The organism is Cupriavidus sp. 05N38 (assembly GCF_056397345.1).
Genome location: NZ_JBFTNF010000050.1, coordinates 59829 through 79129 on the forward strand (window position 1 = coordinate 59829; position 19301 = coordinate 79129).

Sequence of the window (19301 nt, forward strand, 5' to 3'; positions counted from 1 at the left end):
CGAGGAGCAGTCTTGACCCGCACCCACATAAGCCCTGTCTTTCCCGAATGGGACTGGGAGCACGACATGCCGCCCGCGCCTGCGATTCGCGCCGGCAGCACCGTATACCTCTCTGGCCAGATTGCCCTGCGCCCGGACGGAAGTCTGGCTGGCGTGGGTGATCTGGTCGCCCAGTCGCGCCAGTGCTTCGAGAACATCCAGGCGATCCTCGCGCGTGTTGGTGGCTCGATGCGAGACATTGTCAAGATGACCACGTACTTTACCTGCGCGCTGACTGAGTCGGTGGCCCAGGAGTACTGGGTGGTACGAAAGGAGTTTTTCGGAGACCACAAGCCAGCCAGTACGGGCGTGCAAGTCAAGGCACTCCTGTTGCCCGCTTGCCTTGTGGAGATTGAAGTGGTCGCTGTCTTGCCGGAGCAAAGGTCATGACGACGAGTCCCGCATTCTCCGAGCGCGGCAACGTGCGCATCGCTTACGCGCGGGCGGGAGCAGGACCGCTGGTGGTCTTCCTGCATGGCGTCGGTGGCAACCGCAGCAACTGGGACGGACAGCTCGCGGGCCTGAGCGCTAATCACACGTGCGTCGCCTGGGACGCGCGCGGATATGGTGATAGCGATGATTCTGCCCGGCAATTGGTGTTCAGCGACTTTGCCGACGATCTGGATTTCTTGCTGAGCGAACTTGGGGCAGAGCGCGCGCATATCGTCGGGTTGTCGATGGGCGGCTACATTGCCCAGGATTTCTATCTGCGATACCCGGAGCGGGTGGCCACGCTGACACTTGCGGCGACGAGCGCGGGCGCGAACCTGCTGACCTCCGAGGCAAGGGAGGAATTCCTTGCGAAGCGTCTCAGACCACTCGAAGAAGGTGTCTCGATCGCGGAGATTGCCAAGGGACTCGTTGACATCCTGGCGGGAGGACGCGCCGACGAAGCGATCCGCCTCAGGTTGCGCCGCTCCCTGGAAGCGCTGCGGCCGGACTCTTACAAGCAAGCGCTGCAAGCTCTCGTCACCACTGATTTCCGCGAAGCACTGGGGCGGATTACGGTTCCCACGCTGGTCATTGTCGGCGACGAGGATCGCGTGTTGCCGGAAGCGGAGAGTCACCTGCTTGCCGCCAGCATCCCACGGAGCCGGCTGGTTGTCATCAAGGGGGCGGGTCACCTTTGCAATATTGAAGCGCCAGCGGAGTTCGACTCGGCATTGTCCGCGTTCCTAATGACGAACGCCGATGCCGGTGCTTCGATTCTACATAGGGAGGTGGAGTAATGCTCCAGAAACACCTGGAATCCATTAGCAGCACGGTAACAGGGGCGCGCGGCGTGGCGATCGACTTCCGTGAGGTGGGGCATCGTTTCAAGGCGTCTGACGGCACGGTCGTACAAGCGCTGAAGAACATCAACTTCAGCATTCGCCGTAACGAGTTTGTCGTCGTAGTTGGCCCTAGCGGCTGTGGAAAGTCCACGCTGCTGCGCCTCATCTCCGGCTTGATCAAGCCGGATACCGGCTCCGTTCATATCTTTGGCGACGAGGTCGCTGGTCCGCGTGACGACATCGGCTTTGTATTCCAGAAGCCCACGCTATTGCCCTGGATGAACGTGATGTCAAACCTCACGTTCCCGATAACCCATCAGGGCCGTCGCCTGACGCCGGGCGACATCGCCAGAGCCGAAGAGCTGCTCGAACTGGTTGGCCTGAAGGACTTCCGGAAGAAGTACCCGGATGAGCTATCAGGCGGCATGCAGCAGCGCGTGAGCATCGCGCGTGCGCTCCTGGCGGATCCGGAGATCTTGCTGCTTGACGAGCCATTCTCGGCGCTCGACGCGCTCACCCGGGACGAACTGAGCTTCGAGTTGATGCGGCTCTGGAGCGCACGGCAGAGCACGGCGGTCTTTATTACGCACTCCATTACCGAGGCGGTGCTGATGGCTGACCGGATCCTTGTGCTGGCGCCGAGGCCAGGCCGTATCCGCGAGATTGTGCCGGTGGAACTCTCCCGTCCTCGCACGCTGGCAACAATGCGCGAGCCGCTCTTCCATGATCTCTCCGACAACCTTCGCGAAGAACTCCTGAGCAGCCATGAACACAATTGAAGCCGGTAAGCGCCCGCTGTCGGCGCGAGAGAAGACGCCGTGGATGGCCCCGCGGGCGACGCTGCCATTCATCACCTTCTTGGTCATACTTTGTGTGTGGGAGGCTGCCAGTCGCTGGCTGGGGCTGCCTGAATATTTGCTGCCGTCGCCTGGCGCCATTGTCCGGGCTGGTGTTGCCGTCGGCCCCTGGCAGTGGTGGGACCACATCCAGGCGACCCTGCGCGTGATCGTGCTGGGGTTTCTGCTGGCCTTTGCGGTCAGCCTTCCGCTTGCTGCGTCGCTTCATCGATTCCGGGTGTTTCGCACTAGCGTGTATCCGCTCTTGATTGTGGTGCAGTCCACGCCCATTGTCGCGGTCGCCCCAATCCTCATTGTCACGCTCGGCGCCACCGATCTGGCGAGGGTTGTGATCACCGCCTTGATTACGTTCTTTCCACTGGTTGTCGGTATTGCCACCGGACTAGCACAGACGCCGCCCGAGTTGATCGAGCTCAGCCGGGCTCTAAAGGCTTCGCTGCGCAACGAGTATCTGCAGATCCGGCTTCCGTTCGCTTTGCCTCATGTCTTCTCGGCCGTCCGGGTGGCCATCACGCTTGCGGTCATTGGCGCCGTGATCGCTGAGTTTGTCGCTTCGGAAAAAGGGGTGGGTTACTTCATTCGGTTCGCGACCTCCTATTTCAAGATTTCCCAAGCGTTTTCAGCACTAGGCGTGCTGGTACTGATGAGTCTGGGACTGTTCCACCTGGTGACGCTGGTGCAACGGATCTGTTACCCGCGCAGCCTGCCCAAGTCGGGCGGTGAATGAGCGCGAAGAAGGAAGGTGTGACATGGGCGAAGTCATGGATCTCGTAGTCAAGCGGATGGCGGACGAAGCGGATGGGATCCGTTCGTTTGAGTTCGTGCGGGCCGATGGCGGTGTGCTTCCGCCATTCACGGCAGGTGCGCATATCGACGTGCACGTTCCCGGGGGGCCGGTCAGGCAGTACTCCCTTCTGAACGATGAACGGGAACGTGACCGATATGTGATAGCTGTATTGCGCGAGCAGGKAGGGCGCGGCGGCTCAAGGCGCATGCATGAGATCGTTCGTACCGGGACGCAGGTCAAGGTTGGGTGCCCACGCAACGCATTTGCCCTGGACGCGGGTTCTGCGCCGGCGGTGCTGATCGGTGGGGGCATCGGCGTGACGCCGTTGCTGGCAATGGCTAAACGGATGCATGCGAGTGGTCGCCCCTTCGTCCTGCATTTCGCAACACGATCGGTGGCGCGGACGCCGTTCCGTCGCGAACTGCAAGAGGCGCCATTCGCATCCATGGTCGTATTTCATCATGACGACGGCTCTGTGGCCCAGCGCTTTGATGCGCGACGTGCCATGGCAGATCTTGTGCCGGGAACGCATGTCTATCTTTGCGGCCCTGGAGGATTCATGGATGCTGTGGCCGCCGCCGTACGTGAGCGGGCGGACATTCACCTACACACCGAATACTTCGCGGCATCGCCGACGCTCACGCAAAGCGGTGGCGCCTTCGAGCTCGTCCTGGTCCGCTCCGGCATCAAAGCGATGGTGCCGGAGGGAACCAGTGTCGTGGAGGTCCTTCAGCAACACGGCATTCAGCCGGAGTTGAACTGCGAGCAGGGCATTTGTGGCACTTGCCTGACGAAAGTGCTGTGTGGCGACATCGATCACCGAGACCACTACTTGTCGCCAGGCGAGCGGGCGCGCGGTGATTGCATGCTGGTGTGCGTATCCCGCGGAAAACCGGATTCCACTCTGACAATCGACCTCTAAGGAGAAGAAAGAATGTTCCTCCCCATCAAGAACACAACACCCAACAGCCCGCGACCGGCCGATAGCGGCTTCACGGAGTCGGACTGGGCGATCCTTGCGTCATTCTGGCATCCGGTGGCCCTGTCAACGGAAGTTTCCGACGGCCCGGTTGGGGTGGAACTGCTCGACATCCCGGTGGTGCTCTACCGATCATGCGACGGCGTCAAGGCCGCGCGGGATTCATGCCCGCATCGGAGCGCAAAACTGAGCCTCGGGTCGGTCAAGGATGGCAATCTGGTGTGCGGATTTCATGGATTTGAGTACGACGCCGCCGGGACATGCGTGCGGATTCCCGCGCTGGCGCCGAACTTGCCGATACCGAAGAAGCTATGCCTCCAGAGCTATCTCTGCAAGGAGCGCTATGGCTTTGTCTGGGTGTGCTTGAGCAACGAGCCTCGTGCGGACCTTCCCGAGTGGCCCCAGGTGGAGAATGGTTCCGGGACGGTGGYAATTGTGCCGCCCAGTGTATGGGATACGTCCGCTGCCCGCCATATCGAGAACTTCAGCGATCTTTGTCATGTGCCGTGGGTGCACACCTCGACGTTTGGCGGCCCCGAGGTTGTGATCCCTCCCTACGAAGTCTCCGTGTCCGGCCTCAACCTGGCGTTCGAGACCAACGTGATTGAGCGGACTCGTTATGTCGAGGAGGGGCAAGGGTCTGCCGCAGATGAGCCGAGGTTCAATCGTGCCGTCTATCGCTATGAGACCACGCTGCCGTTCTCATGCACGGTACGGGTCCACCATCCGGATTCCGGCTCCGTCTATCGTGTATTCGACGTGGGTTCACCCATGACGGCATGGACCACCAAGATATTCCAGATTGTGGTCGATGAGAGCCGGAAATTTGATCCTCAAGCGCTGATCGAGTTCACCGAGCGGATCAATGTTGAAGACCTTTCGCAGGTGGTGGCCCAGTGTCCGCAAGCATTGCCTCTCGACCTGAGAAATGAGATCCACATACCTGCGGATCGCATGTCGGTCGAGTATCGCAGGGCCATGGTAGCGCTGGGCCTGGGGGCTGCGCAGCCAGACTGAAGTCGTCTTCCAATCCTTTACACACCTTCTTCCGGGGCCGCGTGAGCGGCAGACCTGGAGGGGTAGCTGCGTCGTGAAATTCTTGTCAGGAGGTTCCCATGAGAAAGCATCGGTTGAACGCAATGGTAGTTGCTGTTGGGCTGTTGGCGGGCGTCATGGGCACAGCCCGGGCCGCCGACAAGATCATTTATCAGCTCGGTTGGATACCCAGTGGCGCTAACGGCATCGAGTATCTGGGCAAGGCCGATGGTTACTTCAGCAAAGCGCAGTTGGATGTCGAGATCCGTAGTGGCAACGGGTCAAGCGATGCCATCACCAGGGTGGCGTCCGGTTCGGCGGATATGACGGCGGTGGGCATCGATGCGGTTTATGCCGCAATTGCGCAGCAGAAATTGCCGATCAAGGTGATCTACAGCATCTACAACAAGAAGCCGGATTCCATTCACCTGATCGAAAGCTTGCCGGTCAAGAGTCTGAAGGATCTTGCCGGCAAGAAGTTGGCAACCTCCGTCTATTCAAGCGTCAACGTGGTTTGGCCGCTGTTCCTGCAGAAGAACGGTGTGGATCCGGCCAGTGTGAAGCTGATGAAGGTCGATGCGGGGGCACTCGCACCGCTTATCGCCAGCGGTCAAGTGGATGGCGCCCTGGACTGGGTGACCAGCGCTCCGACAGCGGCGTCGGTCATGAAGGCGGCGGGGAAGTCCCTGCGCGTGCTTAAGTGGTCCGACTATGGATACGACGGGTATGGCTACGTCATTGTCGCAAACGAGCACTTCCTGAAGGAAAAGCCGGAGCTTGCGAAGCGCTTTCTCGACGCCTTCAACAAGGCCAGCGTCGCGGCCGTCGCGAATCCCACGGCGGTCGGCACGGCGATGGCGAAGATCGTTCCCGGGTTGGACGCAAAGGTGGCGGGCGAGGAGTTTGGCGCATCGGTGTCGTTGATCGACAACGAGATAAGCAAGAAGGATGGCCGCGGCAATTTCAGTCCCGAGCGCGTGAACGCAACGTGGGACTGGGTGGCGAAGTCGCAAGGCTTGTCGTCCAACGTCCTTGATCCAATGGTAGTCATCGATACCCGATATCTGCCGGGCGGCAGGTAGGCGCGGGCAGGCGAAATCCCCCAAGTTCCGGAATTCGCCTTGGGAGGCGAACACGGTTGAGCTCAGCTAACTAGAAAATCTGACGCCATGTGGAAACTGAAGAAAGCACCCCATGGGGCGCTTAAATGGACGACGGTCCTGGCACTCGCATCATTCTGCGCGAGTCCGCGCGCAGAGAATTACTCGCAGACCAATATCCAGTTCGCCTATGCGCCGAGCGATCCCAATGACTATGTCATGGGAACGGGCACCAATGGAAGCCGCGAGACCCTGCGATTCGAGCATTTTGGAACCTATGCCCTGGGTGATAACTATGTCCTGTTCGATGCCTACAGGGGCCGTGACCTTGGGCAGGATACTTCGAACCGTCAGAACTACTTTCTCTGGAATTCGCATCTGAGCTTGTCCAAGAGCACCGGCGCCAATCTGTCCTATGGCCCGATCCAGGATGTGCTGGCCATGGTGCGTGTGGAAGACGGCAGCTACTCGCACTACCGGGCGGTTTCCGCAGGCCTCAGCGTGTATTGGGATTTACCGTTCACAAAGGGATCGATGCTCGAGACTTCGATCCTTGCGAGGAAGAAGTGGTACACGGTAGGCCCCACCGATGTGCAGGGAACCCGGCCGCTGCTCCGCCTGTTCTTCCTGATTCCATTTCGCGTGGCAGGTCTGAACGCGACATTCAGCGGACCGGTCTACTTCAGCCCGATCATCGGCGGCGGGGTGGACATCTATCTTGAACCGGAAGTGTTCGTGAACTTTGGGCCCAAGGATGCGTTCGCGTTGGGCCTTCGCCTGGAGCACCACTCCGTCACTGGCAACAACGTTCTCAACAGCGCCGGCAACAAGTCTCGCACGACGCCGAATATCGTATTCCGCTGGAACTGGTAACCGGCCAAGTCACTGACCCACCGAGGTGGGTCGCATAAATATGGAGGCATCAATGAGTACCAATCGTGGCGTGGCCTATATCAGCCAAGGCGTTGTCGAAGTCCAGAACATTTCCTTTCCGAAACTTGAAGATCCCCGTGGCCGCCGAATTGATCACGGCGTGATCTTGAAGGTCGTCTCGACCAATATCTGCGGATCCGACCAGCATATGGTGCGCGGCAGGACCACCGCGCCGGAGGGTCTCATTCTCGGGCACGAAATCACCGGGGAGGTCGTGGAGGTGGGTCGCGACGTTGAGACACTGGCGCGTGGAGACATCGTCTCGGTGCCATTCAACGTCGCGTGCGGGCGTTGCCGGACTTGCAAGGAGCAGCATACCGGTGTCTGTCTCACGGTGAATCCGGCGCGTGCCGGTGGCGCGTACGGCTATGTCGACATGGGCGGCTGGGTCGGCGGGCAGGCAGAGTATGTGATGGTGCCGTATGCGGACTTCAATCTATTGAAGTTCCCTGACCGGGAGCAGGCGCTTAGCAAGATTCTCGATCTGACCTGCCTTTCCGACATCTTGCCGACGGGCTATCACGGCGCCGTCAGTGCCGGCGTGGGGCCAGGCAGTACAGTCTACGTCGCGGGTGCTGGTCCGGTCGGGCTAGCGGCAGCGGCATCGGCAAGACTGCTGGGCGCAGCCGTGGTGATTGTGGGCGATGTGAAGCCGGCACGGTTGGTGCATGCGCGCCAGGTCGGATTCCATACTGTGGACCTTTCGCTGGATGCCACGCTGTCCGATCAGATCGAGCAGATCCTTGGTGAGCCGGAGGTCGATTGCGCCGTTGATGCGGTCGGTTTTGAGGCGAGAGGGCATGGGCATGCAGGCGCGCAACAAGAGGCGCCCGCTACGGTCCTCAACTCGCTGATGGAGGTAACCCGCGCGGCCGGCAAGATTGGCATTCCTGGCCTGTATGTTACGGATGATCCCGGTGCGGTCGATTCAGCGGCAAAGCGCGGGGCGCTGAGCATCCGCCTTGGCCTCGGCTGGGCGAAGTCGCACAGCTTCTTCACGGGACAGACACCCGTGATGAAGTACAACCGCTCTCTCATGCAGGCCATTCTTTGGGACCGGCTCAAGATCGCGGAAGTGGTGGGTGTAGAGGTGATCTCCCTGGACGACGCTCCCAAGGGCTACGCGGCCTTTGATTCCGGCGCGCCAAAGAAGTTTGTGATCGACCCGCATCAGATGATTGCGAAGGCTGCTTAGGGAGGGCGGGGTGGCAGCAAAACGGAGGGCATCTTACGACGTCGCTTCACATAAACTGCCCCGGTCGTTGGCACTCCGGATTCCCACTAGACGGAAGATTCAGGCGCAACGGGCCACACTGTTGCGAAGTTTGTCTGCGCCGACGGCGGCGCCATGGGCACGCTCAATGCTTGCGGTTGCGAATACGGCGCGCAAGACCAGCTTTATTTGCACTCTAGGCCGAGCGAAGTGCAGGGAATATAAGTGATACGAGATGGTACTTGATCCAGCTTCACCAGAGCTCGTGCTAGCGATAGTAGGTACGGGCGCCATGGGCCGGGGCATTGCCCAGATCGCGGCACTGGGCGGGATCACTGTCCTGCTGTATGACGCACGGGACGGGGCAGCCGAGGAGGCGCGGGGTGCCGTGGCTAGCGCGCTGTCCCGCCTTTCATCGAAGGGGCGTTTGCCGGAGGAGGATGCCCATGCTGCCGCCGGGAGGCTGGTAACGGTCGATGTGCTCGATGACGTCAGACCTGCCCATATCGTGCTGGAGGCGATTGTCGAAGACCTGGAGGCGAAGCGGGCCTTGTTCCGCGCGCTGGAGGCAATCGTCTCACCCGGCTGCGTTCTCGCGACGAATACCTCTTCACTCTCCGTAACTGCTATCGCGGCCGCCTGCGCGCGGCCGGAGCGAGTCGTGGGTTTCCACTTCTTCAATCCGGTTCCGCTGATGAAGGTCGTCGAGGTCATCGATGGCGTCCGGGGCGATCGTGCGATTGGCGACGCCATGATGGGACTGGCGAAGCGCTTGGGCCACGCTCCGGTCCGCGCCAAGGATACTCCTGGCTTCGTGGTCAATCACGCCGGCCGTGGATTCGGCACTGAAGCGCTGCGGCTAATAGGCGAGGACGTTGCCACCCCATTGGAGATAGATGCGATCATGCGGGATCAGGCGGGGTTCAGGCTCGGTCCTTTCGAACTCTTCGATCTGGTCGGGCTCGACATTTCCGTGCCGGTGATGGAATCGGTCTACCGGCAATACTTTGACGAGCCGCGTTTCCGCCCATCAGTGCTGGCGACCCAGCGCCGCGCTGCAGGCCTGCTCGGACGAAAGAGCGGGGAAGGATACTACCGCTACGTCGAGGGTAGTCCGGTCCGGATGAAAGCGCAGGCGCTGCCGCAGGATCGGCCCAGCGCCGTGTGGATTAGTCCGGCGGATCCGGTTTTGGCTCAGCGAGCGGTCGATCTGTTCACCGCCTTGGGGACACCGCTGGAAAGCAGTGTTTGTCCCAGTGCGCAAGCGCTATGTATCGTGACGCCTCTGGGTGAGGACGTCAGCAGTTGCTGCGCACGGGAGCTATTGGATGCGAGACGCACAGTCGGGCTGGATCTCTGCTTTGATACTTCCCGACGGCGTACGTTGATGCTTTCCCCCGTGACGGACCCGGCTTTTCGGCGTGCGGCTCACGGTGCGCTCGGCTCCGATGGCGCGGGCGTGAGCATTGTGCGGGACAGCGTGGGGCTTGTGGCCCAGCGGATCGTGGCGACAATCATAAATATCGCTTGTGATATGGCACAGCAGGGGATCGCAACTCCGGCGGATATTGATAGGGCAGTTATGCTTGGTCTTGGCTATCCGATGGGGCCACTCACGTGGGGTGATCGTCTGGGAGCGCGTACGGTGCTGAAGTTGCTCGACAACATGATGCAACTGAGCGGCGACCCGCGGTACCGGCCTTCCCCCTGGCTTCGTCGGCGGGCACAACTGTCTGCCTCGCTGCATTCTGAAGAGCCGGCCTTGTCATACTGAACACCAGACAATCGCGAACGCTGAGTTGTGTAACGCCACTCACGGAGGCACCGTTCGCAATGCGGCTCGCGGTGGCATGCATATCTCGATTATCCCCGCCCGTCGTGCGACCCACGAATTCAGCGATGCAATAGAGAACGATCCCGGCGCTTCGCGATGAGGCCGAGCAAAGCTCCACGCTCCACATTCCACTCTTTGGGGCGAACACTGGCACCAGTGCGGGAACCATGGGTCATGGGGAAAACGTAACAAGAAGATGATTTCAGAGCAATTTAGGGACACGTTGCGCGTCGTGGCCGAACTGACCACGACGCAGTTCGAGGAGTTGCAGGCAACGATGGAAGGTATGCAGGCCAAAGACACCCATCATCCGGCCATCGGGATGGGACATGGGGGAAAGCTCGCGATTGTCAACAGGGAGGCGGCGCTTCCTCGAGCGTTGCAGACCAGGGGAGGCGTGATCCCTGGACGCGTCCATCCTGGGAGTTCAACCGGCTCCAGGCCTGCCGCCATGGACAGCTTGCCTTTCGTGGCCACATTCAGTAGCGCGAATTCGTCACTGGCAGCGACCGCCAACGATCCTCAGAAGGCCAGCTCCTTCCCGATCGTAGTGCRGGTGGATATGGCGGATGACGCAACTGTCGTTGCGCAAACGCCAGCAAGCGGATTCACACAGAATGCCGACGCCGTGGCGGATTCAGGCGTGTTCCCCGAGCAGCAATGCGCCGTCCTCGTTCTGCTGCTTGAAGTGTTGCCCGACAAGGTGGTAGCGCAGCATTTCTCCATGACGGAAAGGGCTGCCAAGGAGCACGACATTGCGGTCATCTGGCGGCTTGGTGTAACCAGGCGCAAGCAAGCCATTCTGATTGCAAAACGCCAACCGCTAGCACAGGCCCCAGGCTGTAAGCACTCGCGTACCAATCCCGGCGCACGGGACGACAACAGCCCCACTCGGCAGGTCGGGACAATCACTTCGGCGCCGCCCGCAGGGCTGGGTCTTACCCAACGCCAGGGAACGGTACTCAATTTGCTTCTCGAGGGATTATCCAACAAGCTCATTGCGCGCCGTCTCGGTCTGGCTGTAAACACGGTGAAGGAACATGTGTCTGCCATCTTGCAGCGGCTCGACCTGCGCTCCCGTGCTGAAGTAATCTCGCTCCTGGAACTGCGCGTGGGCGCCGAGCAGACGGGTGGCAGCTTGTCACTCACCGCCGCGCCGGCAGGCGTGCAGGATAGAACGACCGAATCGGCACAGCGTACCCAAATTACCCCGGAAGCCATGGGCCTGACCCAGCGCCAGGGCTCAGTCCTGATTCTGCTACTTGAAGGATTGCCAAATAAGGTCATCGCACGGCGCCTGGGCTTAACGGAGAATACGGTCAAGCAGCACGTGTCCGGCATCCTGCAGCGGCTGAGACTGCGAACCCGGACCGAAGCGATTTCGCGAATGAAACGCTACCATGTGCGACACATGGCAACGGTTGGCCAGCCTTGAGCATCGCCAGTTGCAGTCGACCCACCCTCCGCCGCCCCCAGTGTGGCCCGCGGGCACGGGTGTGTCGTCGGTGTGGATTCTGTCGGTTCACATCGCATACTGGCGAATGGTCTCGCCCCGCGGTCGCAGCAGCGCACTACTTGATGAATTGGAGGGGGATTGTGCGTGATCCCCTATCGCAGGCATTCGTCGATCACGCAGTTGGTCGGTCAACTGCAGCGATCGTGTCCGGCGCCGGACGCGTACGCCAGGTCTATGTTGGCATTAAGGGCTGCATCTACAGATGACCCATTTTCTCTCGCTTGGTCCGCAGGTAGCGCCGATTCTCGGCGTTCTCGGGAATGTGCAAGGGCACTTGTGCCAGGACATTCAGCCCGTGCGCAGCCAGGGCTGCCCGCTTCGTGGGATTGTTGCTGAGCAATCTCACTGTGCTGGCGCCAATGTCGAGGACAATATGGGCCGCCTCATCGTACGTGCGGGCGTCGACGGCGTGGCCGAGATGGGTATTGGCGTCGACGGTATCGAACCCCGCGTCCTGGAGCCGATACGCGAGGATCTTCTCCGCAAGTCCAATGCCCCGGCCCTCATGGCCGCGTACGTAGACAACGATGCCGCAGCCCTCGTCTGCAATACGACGGAATGCAAGCTGGAGCTGCTCACCACAGTCGCATCTGAGTGACGAAAATGCGTCGCCGGTCAGGCACTCGGAATGCACTCGGACCAGACATCCCGGTGTTTGTGCGGGATCTCCCATCACTAGCGCAATATGCTCCAGGCCGGTCGTGGTGCTTCGATATGCAATCGCCAGAAAGGTGCCGGTAGAGAGCGGTAGCCTGGCCTCGCCACAACGCTCGACCAGCCCGGTTGGCTTTGCGGATATGGCCGGAAACCGTAGCCTCCGGGCGTCGCGCAGTCTCTCCAGATGATGGTGCTCCAGCGGGGTCATGATGTCTATTTGTTCAGCGGCGGACATGCAAATTCTCTCGATGTTGGGGCGTATGGCGGTGGGGCTAGGCCGCCCAAAGGTTGGCTTTGGCTATCGCGGCCGGAGCTTCCAGAAACGACACCACCTCCAGCCCATAGCCGGCCATGCTTGGCAGACGCCGTGGGCTTGCCAGGAGCGTCATCCTGGCGATGTTCAGATCGCGCAGGATTTGCGCTCCAATGCCGTGCGTGCGCAGGTCCATTGGCTTTTGATCAAGCGCGCCACCGTCAGGCGCTGACATGTGCGACGCCAGGGCTTCCGGATCCTCGCCACAGTTCAAAAGCAGGGCGGCACCTCTCCCCGAGGCTTGCAGCTTTGCAAGTGCTCCCGACAGGGACCAGGAGTGCCGGTTGGTATTCACACTTAGAAGATCCATCATCGACATGGGTTCATGCACCCGAACGAGTACTTCGTCGGCAGCCGACCACTGGCCGCACGTTAGCGCAAGATGTGTTCCTCCGAGGTGGTCACGGAAGACGATGCAGTTGAACTCGCCCTGTGCAGTGTGCAGTATTTGCTCGGAGACTCGCTTGATCAGTGTTTCATTGCGGCTGCGGTACTCGATCAGATCTGCAATGGATCCGATTTTGAGACCATGCCTGCGAGCGAAGATCTCCAGGTCTGGCATGCGGGCCATGGTCCCGTCGTCGTTCATGATTTCGCAGATGACGGCAGCGGAAGAGCGGCCTGCCATCGCCGAAAGGTCGCAGCCGGCCTCCGTGTGCCCCGCCCGCACGAGTACGCCGCCGTCACGGGCCTGCAAGGGAAAGATGTGCCCCGGCTGAACGAGATCGCCCGGTGTTGCATCTCGTGCAACCGCTGCCTGCACGGTTCTGGCGCGGTCGGACGCCGAGATCCCGGTAGTGACGCCGCGGGCCGCCTCGATGGAGACCGTGAACGCGGTGCCGTGTGCAGCACCATTGCGAGTGGTCATCGGTGGCAGGCGCAGGCGCTGGCAGTGCTCGCGTGTCAGTGTCAGGCAGATTAGCCCGCGACCATGCTTGGCCATGAAATTGATGGCATCCGGGGTGATGTGGTCGGCGGCGATCACGAGATCGCCTTCGTTCTCTCGGTCTGCATCGTCGACCAGTATCACCAAGCTGCCGGCAGCGAGATCGGCCAGGAGTTCCGGGATCGTAGATAGAGAGGGGTTCATGGGTACTCTAGGTTGGGATTGCCGCTGTGCGGGCTTGTGGCCGGCGGTGAGTGTTGCTCTTGGCTTCTATTGAAGCGTCTCGAGTGGCACAGATCTAGCCAGATAATGGGCAAACGATGTCCGGAAATCCTCGGCACCACCCCGCCGATATCCGCGCCCTATGCTGAGCCTGCGCGATATCGAGGAAGTGCTGTTCGAGCTGAGCGGTGACCCTGCGTGCCAATGCCAAACGTTTGAAAAGTTCTTTGACAACAAGACGGCCGGCAACCCCAACTACACCTCGATCATCGATGAGCGTCAGTACAAACGCATCCAGAGACTGCTCGATGATGCGCGCGCCAAGGGCGCGCGCATCGAGTCATGCGGGCCGATGCCAGTTGGCAAAGAGCGAACGCTGCCGCTGCAGATCGTTACGGACGTCACCCCCGACATGCTGGTGATGACCGAAGAACTCTTCGGCCCCATCCTGCCGGTCGGCCCGTACGACACGATGGACGAGGCGATCGGCTTTATCAATGAGCACGCGCGGCCCCTGGCCCTGTACTGCTTCAGCCGCGACCGCGCCGAGCGCGACGATTTACTCGGCCGTACGCACTCGGGCGGCGTCTCGGTCAACGACTGGGGCTGGCATGTGGTGAATCACGACGCACCCTTCGGCGGCATCGGCAACTCGGGCATGGGCAACTATCACGGGGAAGAGGGCTTTCGCGAGTTGTCCCATGCCAAGACCGTGTTCAAGCGGCAGCGCTTCTTCCCCATCGACCTGTTCTATCCACCCTACGGAACGGTCATCCAGCGCCTGGTACTGCGGTTCTTCCTCGGCCGGGCCGATCCCGCTCTGGGGGCCTCGAACAAGCACTGAAGCAAGAGTACGGCCACGACGATATGGGCCGTCGTTGGCCAGCACGTTCGGTCCGGTGTCCACTTTCGGGCGCGGTGCGCTACCGCAATGCGCACGGGCGGGGCTGGGACGGCCGCGGCGCCATGCCGGACTGACTGTAGCGGGCGATCCGCGCCAGGCAGACGGTGGAACATTTCCGGGTGCCCATCGCGGGCCCGCAAGCACCTAGCTCGCTGCGCTATCCTTCGCGAAGCGTTCTGCGTAATTTTTTGGGGTCACCCCGAACCGACGCGTGAACGCCTTGCGTAGCACGTCAAAGCTGTTGTAGCCATAGCGCCGTGCGATTTCCTCCGTCGACCGCCCACCTAGTTCGAGCGCCCGGCACACTGCTTCGAGTCGGACGGCCTCGACGTACTTTGCTGGCGTAGTCTTCAGTTCTCGCTGGAAGGTGCGTATCAACGTCCTGACGCTGGTTGCGAGCCTATCTGCCAGGACTTCTACCGTAAGGCTCGCTTCGAGGTGCTCGCTGATCCAGAGGCACAGTTCATCCAGGCTTGAGCCGGCCGTGCGCTGGGACTGAAGGGCGACGCTGAATTGCGCCTGTCCGCCCGGACGTCGCAAGAATAGGACAAGATTCTTGGCGATCTCCAAGGCCACATTGTCCCCCATGTCTTCGCCGACCAAGGCAAGCGCAAGGTCGATACCCGCCGATACTCCAGCGGAGGTGTAGATGTTTCCGTCTTTCACCCATATTGGAGTCGGATCGACCTGCACCTTGGGATAGCGTTCGGCCATGCTTTGCGCCACACCCCAATGGGTCGTTGCCCTGCGACCATCCAGGAGTCCTGCTTCAGCCAATGCGAACGCTCCGACGCATATCGAGCATATGCGCCGCACTGTCCGCGCGCGCGTTCGGAGCCACTCCATGGTGGCCTTGTCCAGCTGATCTGATGATCTGAAGCCCGAAGCCACGATCAACGTGTCGATTGGCCTGTGTGCACGACGCTCCTGTTCAAGCGTCCTGTGTCCCTTGAGTCCAATGCCGGTTTCGCTCTCGATGTATATGTCGGCGCCCGCACAAACCAGTTCCAGTGCATAGGGTGCAGTTTTGCCCTCGTGAAGCCGATTCGCGAAGGCAAATACTTCCGCCGGGCCGATGACGTCGAGCGCATCGACGGGTGGCAATCCCAAGATCACAACTCGCCTCGGCATCGCCCCTGCACGCGGGCCGCGTGATGTCTTCCGTTCCCTCATCGAGGCCTCGCCTTCCGACCAAAAGCCCATTCTGGCACAAATCATCCAAAAACAGTCATTTTTGCCAACCCCGGGCGACCTACACTGGGAACCTGATCAACTTGATATTTGCGGAGGACATGTGGGCACACCTGTCATCATCGGGGGCGTTAGCGATCCCGATTCCGAGCTTACCCGTAAAGCTGCCTCGCTCGTCGAGCGCGTCCATTCCAAAGCGATGTGGGGTCACGTACACCGGACGTGGTGGTGGTCTGAATTCCTTGGTCAGAAGCGTGGGTTGAAGTATGACCGCGAGGCCGTCTACCTTGCCTCGTTGCTGCACGACCTGGGACTTACGGAAGAATTTGCTGCCGATCAACGCTTTGAAGTCGATGGCGCCGATGCCGCCAGCCGATTCCTGCTGGCGAACGGCTACGCGGAATCGAAGGCACAACTGGTCTGGGACGCGATCGCGCTTCACGCCAGCGCCGGCATCGCCGACCGCAAGGAGCCGGAAGTCGCTCTTGTCCACATGGGTGCCCATGTGGACGTCATGGGGCTCTGGATCGAGGAACTTACACCGTCCCTCATCGACGATGTCCTGCAACTCTATCCGCGTCTGGGATTCAAAGCCGCGTTTCAGGCGGCGCTAGCTGAAGTTGCACGGAAGAAGCCCCACACGGCAATTGGCACGGGACTAGCAGATATCGGACGTCGTCACGTGCATGGTTTCGAGATTCCGAACGTTTGCGACCTGCTCGACCACGCCCCTTTCGAAAGCTGAACCGCGGTCTTGCCGGAGAGGATGGCTCTCCGGCAGCTGAGACGCCGTCCTGATTCGATAAGCTCATTGTCGATTGCAGGTCACGAAGCGGCAATTATCAGCAGTTGCGGCGGCCATCCGCCGGTTCGTCGCCGAACTGTGACGCGGTGTCCTCAAGCCCAAATCACTTGGGGCTTGTTACCCGGTTTATTGAAATCGTCTGGCTGATGTCCCTTACCCCCCCCTCAAGCCTAATCCACGTCGCTTGAGGTGCGGCGGGTCAATACAGTTGGCCGTCCGCCGCAAGCGGTCCGCCGCGACGCACGCGTGGATTCCTGAAAGCATGTTGTGCGATGGCTGATTGCTCACCGGAAATGGCGTGCGCGGGCTTGTGCTGTTCAGCGAGTGGCATCAATCCAGGACTCACCGATGTCCTGTTCATGGGTTAGACGATGAAACGCACAAGTACCGATTCCGCACCTGTCGGCGAGCGGCTGGACTATTGGCGAGACGCTATCAGTCGCGCCTTCGTCAAGCTGGACGTTGACCCCGCCAAGCTCAATGGAGGGCGGCAGTTTTCTGGTTGCATCGCCCAGAGCGATCTCGCGGACATTGAACTTGCGGTGGTGAATTCCAGTGGCCAGCATGTGCGACGGACTTCGCGACTGATCCGGCAGACTCAGGAGGAACTGTTCCTGGTCAGCTTCCAATTGGCAGGTGAGGGGGAAGTACGCCAAGATGGTCGACGTGCGGTACTTGCAGCTGGCGATTTTGCGATCTATGACAGCACGCGTCCCTATGAACTCGTGTTCCGGGAGGACTTCGAACAACTGGTGGTGACGGTGCCACGCGACCGGCTGCGGGTGCGAGCACCGTCGGCGGAGCGGTTGACGGCCGTCGCCATTCGCGGCAGTCAAGGCATAGGGCGCCTGCTAGGGGAGTTGGTGGCGGGATTGCCAGAGCATGCAGAGGCGATGGCTGGTCAGACACAGGCGTCTGTTTCCGACGCCGTGCTCGATCTCGTCGCTGCGGCTCTTGCGACTTTGCCGGCTTCGCAGGCCGGATCGCTACCGACCTTGAAGCTGTTTCACTTGAACCGGATCAAGTCCTATATTCACGAACATCTATCCGACCCGGACTTGAGCATCAGCTCGATCAGCGAAGCGCTCGGTATGTCCGTCAGCTCACTGTATCGGGTGTTCGAGGTGGAACCGTGTTCGCTTGCCGAGTGGATCTGGGATCAGAGGCTGCAGGCATGTCGGGCGACGCTGCTCGACGTTGCCTGTTCCGGGTTAAGCATCAAGCAGGTCGCTCTGAGCTGGGGGTTCAACGATCCCGCACACTTCAGCCGCGCGTTCCGGAGGCGGTTCGGCCAAAGCCCGGCTGCGTTCCGCTCGCGCGACTAGCAGCCGGGCCGTCCAGTCCCTGTGAGACGGCTTGAACCGAGGCGTCGTTTGAACGCTCAGGCCTGTTCACCTTCTTCGAGCTCGGTATGCTCGACGGCCCGCATGCCCGCGGAGTTGCCGTTTGCGCTTTGGCTGGGCTTCGCATACACGACACGAGGCTTTGGATTGCGGTCCAGCAGCAGTTGTGTCACGTCAGGGCGAGAGTAATGCCCGGCCGGATCAGCAGCTGCCTTCGCGAGGGTGATGGCGGCCAGGTCAATGTCCGCATACAACAGCCCCTCCGCGTCCGCAGGCAGCGGATCGGCCAGCGACCGTCCGTCGGGACCGTAGATTTGCGCGTGGCCGCCCCCCAGCTTGAGGAGCGCTTGCTGCTCGGGTGTCTCGCAAAGCATGTCGATCATCTTTTGCGAAACCGTCGCGCACGGCGCAACCACGAAGCACTGGCCCTCGACCGCATACAACCGACTCGCGGCGTTGTTTACCTCTGGTCCGAGCGCGTAAGCCGCGTCGACGTAAAGGGAGAAGCTGGGCCAGGCGGCGATATGGACCTGCTCATTCTGAGCATACATCGCGTATTTGGTAAGTGGCTGAAGATGTTCCCAGCAGCAAAGGGCGCCAACCCTGCCGAGGTTGGTGTCGTGAACAGCCAGGTCACTGCCGTCGCCTTCGCCGAAGATCGCGCGTTCGACATGCGTGGGTTTCAGCTTGCGGCGCGTGGCAATGGTCTTCCCTTCAGGGCTCAGGATGGCCTGGGCAATGTACAGGCTTCCAGCGTCTTTCTCGCTGAAGCCAAGCACAACGGTGATGTTGCAACGCGATGCCGCTTGGGCGACGCGCTCAAACTGCACGCTGTCGATGACCATCGAATTGTCGTGGTATGCCTGGATGAATTTCATTCCCCAGATCGGCGCACCAAGCCAGGCAAACCACGGATAGCCAGGTATCCACGTTTCAGGGAAGGCAATGAGACTTGCGCCGCCTCGGGCGGCCTCTTCGATGAGCGCAATCGTCTTGTCAATGGTTGCCTCGAGATTCAGAAACTCTGGCGCCGCCTGGACAGCAGCTACCCGATAGCGGGGATGTTCAATGGGCATAGTGGTCTCCTGATGTGTGGTGCCCAAGCATAGGCGGAAAAGATCCGACTCCCTTGTCTGAGATTCCTGCCTGTCTTGTGCTGGCTTCTTGGGATGCCTTGCTTGCGTGGGCGAACTCATATCAGACTACGCAGCTATTCGCTGAGGGCTTTAGCGCTTCACTCGCACCGTCGTTCTATGCGGGGCCGCTGCGGAGCTCGTACGCGTTGCTGAAGTCCAATCCACAGCGGCTAAAGTGCGAGCAAACCCGAAGTGAGCAGAATGCATACATAACCTACGAATAGAACTGCACGGCTTGCAGTTTTGCCTGTGCGCTTCGCAGCCTCGCCTTCCGTCA

Annotated in this window: 17 protein-coding genes and 3 pseudogenes; 15 read left to right on the top strand and 5 right to left on the bottom strand. The window is 60.6% G+C overall.

The genetic code is table 11. From position 1 onward, the window contains the following. Positions 1-12: 12 nt before the first annotated feature. On the top strand, positions 13-429 hold the full coding sequence (locus AC1DK4_RS29100; RefSeq protein ID WP_441620851.1) for a RidA family protein: 417 nt from the start codon (positions 13-15) through the stop codon (positions 427-429). On the opposite strand, the pseudogene AC1DK4_RS29105 reads toward AC1DK4_RS29100, so the two are convergent. Next, positions 424-510 (bottom strand): annotated as a pseudogene (locus tag AC1DK4_RS29105) (hypothetical protein); the annotation flags it as partial. The gene AC1DK4_RS29100 and the pseudogene AC1DK4_RS29105 overlap by 6 nt on opposite strands. Between AC1DK4_RS29105 and AC1DK4_RS29110 the strand changes: the two are divergent. From AC1DK4_RS29110 to AC1DK4_RS29160, 11 genes and pseudogenes are all read left to right on the top strand, one after another. Further along, the gene (locus AC1DK4_RS29110; RefSeq protein ID WP_441620958.1) at positions 501-1268 is read left to right on the top strand and encodes an alpha/beta fold hydrolase; all 768 of its coding nucleotides are present in this window, start codon (positions 501-503) and stop codon (positions 1266-1268) included. The pseudogene AC1DK4_RS29105 and the gene AC1DK4_RS29110 sit on opposite strands and share 10 nt — an antisense overlap. Continuing rightward, a complete protein-coding gene (locus AC1DK4_RS29115) occupies positions 1268-2092 on the top strand; it encodes an ABC transporter ATP-binding protein (RefSeq protein ID WP_441620849.1) in 825 nt (274 codons plus the stop codon). The genes AC1DK4_RS29110 and AC1DK4_RS29115 overlap by 1 nt, the downstream gene beginning before the upstream one ends. Then, positions 2079-2897 (top strand): ABC transporter permease, encoded by an 819-nt coding sequence (locus AC1DK4_RS29120; protein WP_441620847.1) that lies wholly within the window; start codon positions 2079-2081, stop codon positions 2895-2897. Before AC1DK4_RS29115 ends, AC1DK4_RS29120 begins: the two co-directional genes overlap by 14 nt. 22 nt (positions 2898-2919) lie before the next feature. After that, complete coding sequence (locus AC1DK4_RS29125) at positions 2920-3879, top strand: PDR/VanB family oxidoreductase (RefSeq protein ID WP_477131933.1); 960 nt, start codon at positions 2920-2922, stop codon at positions 3877-3879. Between the two features lie 12 nt (positions 3880-3891). Further along, positions 3892-4953 (top strand): Rieske 2Fe-2S domain-containing protein, encoded by a 1062-nt coding sequence (locus AC1DK4_RS29130; protein ID WP_477131934.1) that lies wholly within the window; start codon positions 3892-3894, stop codon positions 4951-4953. Positions 4954-5051: 98 nt separating this feature from the next. Continuing rightward, complete coding sequence (locus AC1DK4_RS29135) at positions 5052-6053, top strand: ABC transporter substrate-binding protein (protein ID WP_441643476.1); 1002 nt, start codon at positions 5052-5054, stop codon at positions 6051-6053. A gap of 87 nt (positions 6054-6140) precedes the next feature. After that, positions 6141-6944, top strand: coding sequence for a hypothetical protein (locus AC1DK4_RS29140; RefSeq protein WP_441620839.1), 804 nt, complete (start codon positions 6141-6143; stop codon positions 6942-6944). Between the two features lie 52 nt (positions 6945-6996). Continuing rightward, positions 6997-8199, top strand: coding sequence for a formaldehyde dehydrogenase, glutathione-independent (fdhA, locus tag AC1DK4_RS29145; RefSeq protein ID WP_441620837.1), 1203 nt, complete (start codon positions 6997-6999; stop codon positions 8197-8199). Between the two features lie 253 nt (positions 8200-8452). Beyond that, the gene (locus AC1DK4_RS29150; protein ID WP_441620835.1) at positions 8453-9991 is read left to right on the top strand and encodes a 3-hydroxyacyl-CoA dehydrogenase; all 1539 of its coding nucleotides are present in this window, start codon (positions 8453-8455) and stop codon (positions 9989-9991) included. A 784-nt stretch (positions 9992-10775) separates the two neighbouring features. After that, a pseudogene (locus tag AC1DK4_RS29155) lies at positions 10776-11138 on the top strand (response regulator transcription factor); the annotation flags it as partial. Between the two features lie 117 nt (positions 11139-11255). Further along, positions 11256-11486 (top strand): annotated as a pseudogene (locus tag AC1DK4_RS29160) (response regulator transcription factor); the annotation flags it as partial. Positions 11487-11763: 277 nt separating this feature from the next. Here the strand turns inward: AC1DK4_RS29160 and ribA are convergent. Further along, positions 11764-12432: a GTP cyclohydrolase II gene (gene ribA / locus AC1DK4_RS29165; protein ID WP_441620956.1), complete on the bottom strand. Its 669-nt coding sequence runs from the start codon at positions 12430-12432 to the stop codon at positions 11764-11766. Between the two features lie 64 nt (positions 12433-12496). Continuing rightward, the gene (gene ribBA, locus AC1DK4_RS29170; protein WP_441620833.1) at positions 12497-13627 is read right to left on the bottom strand and encodes a bifunctional 3,4-dihydroxy-2-butanone-4-phosphate synthase/GTP cyclohydrolase II; all 1131 of its coding nucleotides are present in this window, start codon (positions 13625-13627) and stop codon (positions 12497-12499) included. Between the two features lie 160 nt (positions 13628-13787). Between ribBA and AC1DK4_RS29175 the strand changes: the two genes are divergently transcribed. Beyond that, positions 13788-14489, top strand: coding sequence for an aldehyde dehydrogenase family protein (locus tag AC1DK4_RS29175; RefSeq protein ID WP_441620831.1), 702 nt, complete (start codon positions 13788-13790; stop codon positions 14487-14489). Positions 14490-14693: 204 nt separating this feature from the next. Here the strand turns inward: AC1DK4_RS29175 and AC1DK4_RS29180 are convergent, their stop codons facing one another. After that, positions 14694-15665, bottom strand: coding sequence for a GlxA family transcriptional regulator (locus tag AC1DK4_RS29180; protein ID WP_441620829.1), 972 nt, complete (start codon positions 15663-15665; stop codon positions 14694-14696). Here AC1DK4_RS29180 and AC1DK4_RS29185 point away from each other — a divergent pair. Together AC1DK4_RS29185 and AC1DK4_RS29190 are read left to right on the top strand one after the other, a co-directional pair. Then, positions 15625-16485, top strand: coding sequence for an HD domain-containing protein (locus AC1DK4_RS29185; protein WP_441620827.1), 861 nt, complete (start codon positions 15625-15627; stop codon positions 16483-16485). The genes AC1DK4_RS29180 and AC1DK4_RS29185 overlap by 41 nt on opposite strands. Before the next feature lie 431 nt (positions 16486-16916). Then, positions 16917-17870 carry an AraC-like ligand-binding domain-containing protein gene (locus AC1DK4_RS29190; RefSeq protein WP_441620825.1) on the top strand — a complete coding sequence of 318 codons (954 nt, stop codon included), beginning with the start codon at positions 16917-16919 and terminating at the stop codon, positions 17868-17870. A gap of 56 nt (positions 17871-17926) precedes the next feature. Here the strand turns inward: AC1DK4_RS29190 and AC1DK4_RS29195 are convergent, their stop codons facing one another. Further along, positions 17927-18964 carry a carbon-nitrogen hydrolase family protein gene (locus AC1DK4_RS29195; protein WP_441620823.1) on the bottom strand — a complete coding sequence of 346 codons (1038 nt, stop codon included), beginning with the start codon at positions 18962-18964 and terminating at the stop codon, positions 17927-17929. Positions 18965-19301 lie beyond the last annotated feature (337 nt).

Coding starts and splice junctions, on each gene's coding strand:
- AC1DK4_RS29115 (WP_441620849.1), top strand. CDS start 1,268: ATGCTCCAGAAACACCTGGAATCCATTAGCAGCACGGTAACAGGGGCG.
- AC1DK4_RS29120 (WP_441620847.1), top strand. CDS start 2,079: ATGAACACAATTGAAGCCGGTAAGCGCCCGCTGTCGGCGCGAGAGAAG.
- AC1DK4_RS29135 (WP_441643476.1), top strand. CDS start 5,052: ATGAGAAAGCATCGGTTGAACGCAATGGTAGTTGCTGTTGGGCTGTTG.
- AC1DK4_RS29140 (WP_441620839.1), top strand. CDS start 6,141: ATGTGGAAACTGAAGAAAGCACCCCATGGGGCGCTTAAATGGACGACG.
- fdhA (WP_441620837.1), top strand. CDS start 6,997: ATGAGTACCAATCGTGGCGTGGCCTATATCAGCCAAGGCGTTGTCGAA.
- AC1DK4_RS29150 (WP_441620835.1), top strand. CDS start 8,453: ATGGTACTTGATCCAGCTTCACCAGAGCTCGTGCTAGCGATAGTAGGT.
- ribA (WP_441620956.1), bottom strand. CDS start 12,432: ATGACCCCGCTGGAGCACCATCATCTGGAGAGACTGCGCGACGCCCGG.
- ribBA (WP_441620833.1), bottom strand. CDS start 13,627: ATGAACCCCTCTCTATCTACGATCCCGGAACTCCTGGCCGATCTCGCT.
- AC1DK4_RS29175 (WP_441620831.1), top strand. CDS start 13,788: ATGCTGAGCCTGCGCGATATCGAGGAAGTGCTGTTCGAGCTGAGCGGT.
- AC1DK4_RS29185 (WP_441620827.1), top strand. CDS start 15,625: ATGACGTCGAGCGCATCGACGGGTGGCAATCCCAAGATCACAACTCGC.
- AC1DK4_RS29190 (WP_441620825.1), top strand. CDS start 16,917: ATGAAACGCACAAGTACCGATTCCGCACCTGTCGGCGAGCGGCTGGAC.
- AC1DK4_RS29195 (WP_441620823.1), bottom strand. CDS start 18,964: ATGCCCATTGAACATCCCCGCTATCGGGTAGCTGCTGTCCAGGCGGCG.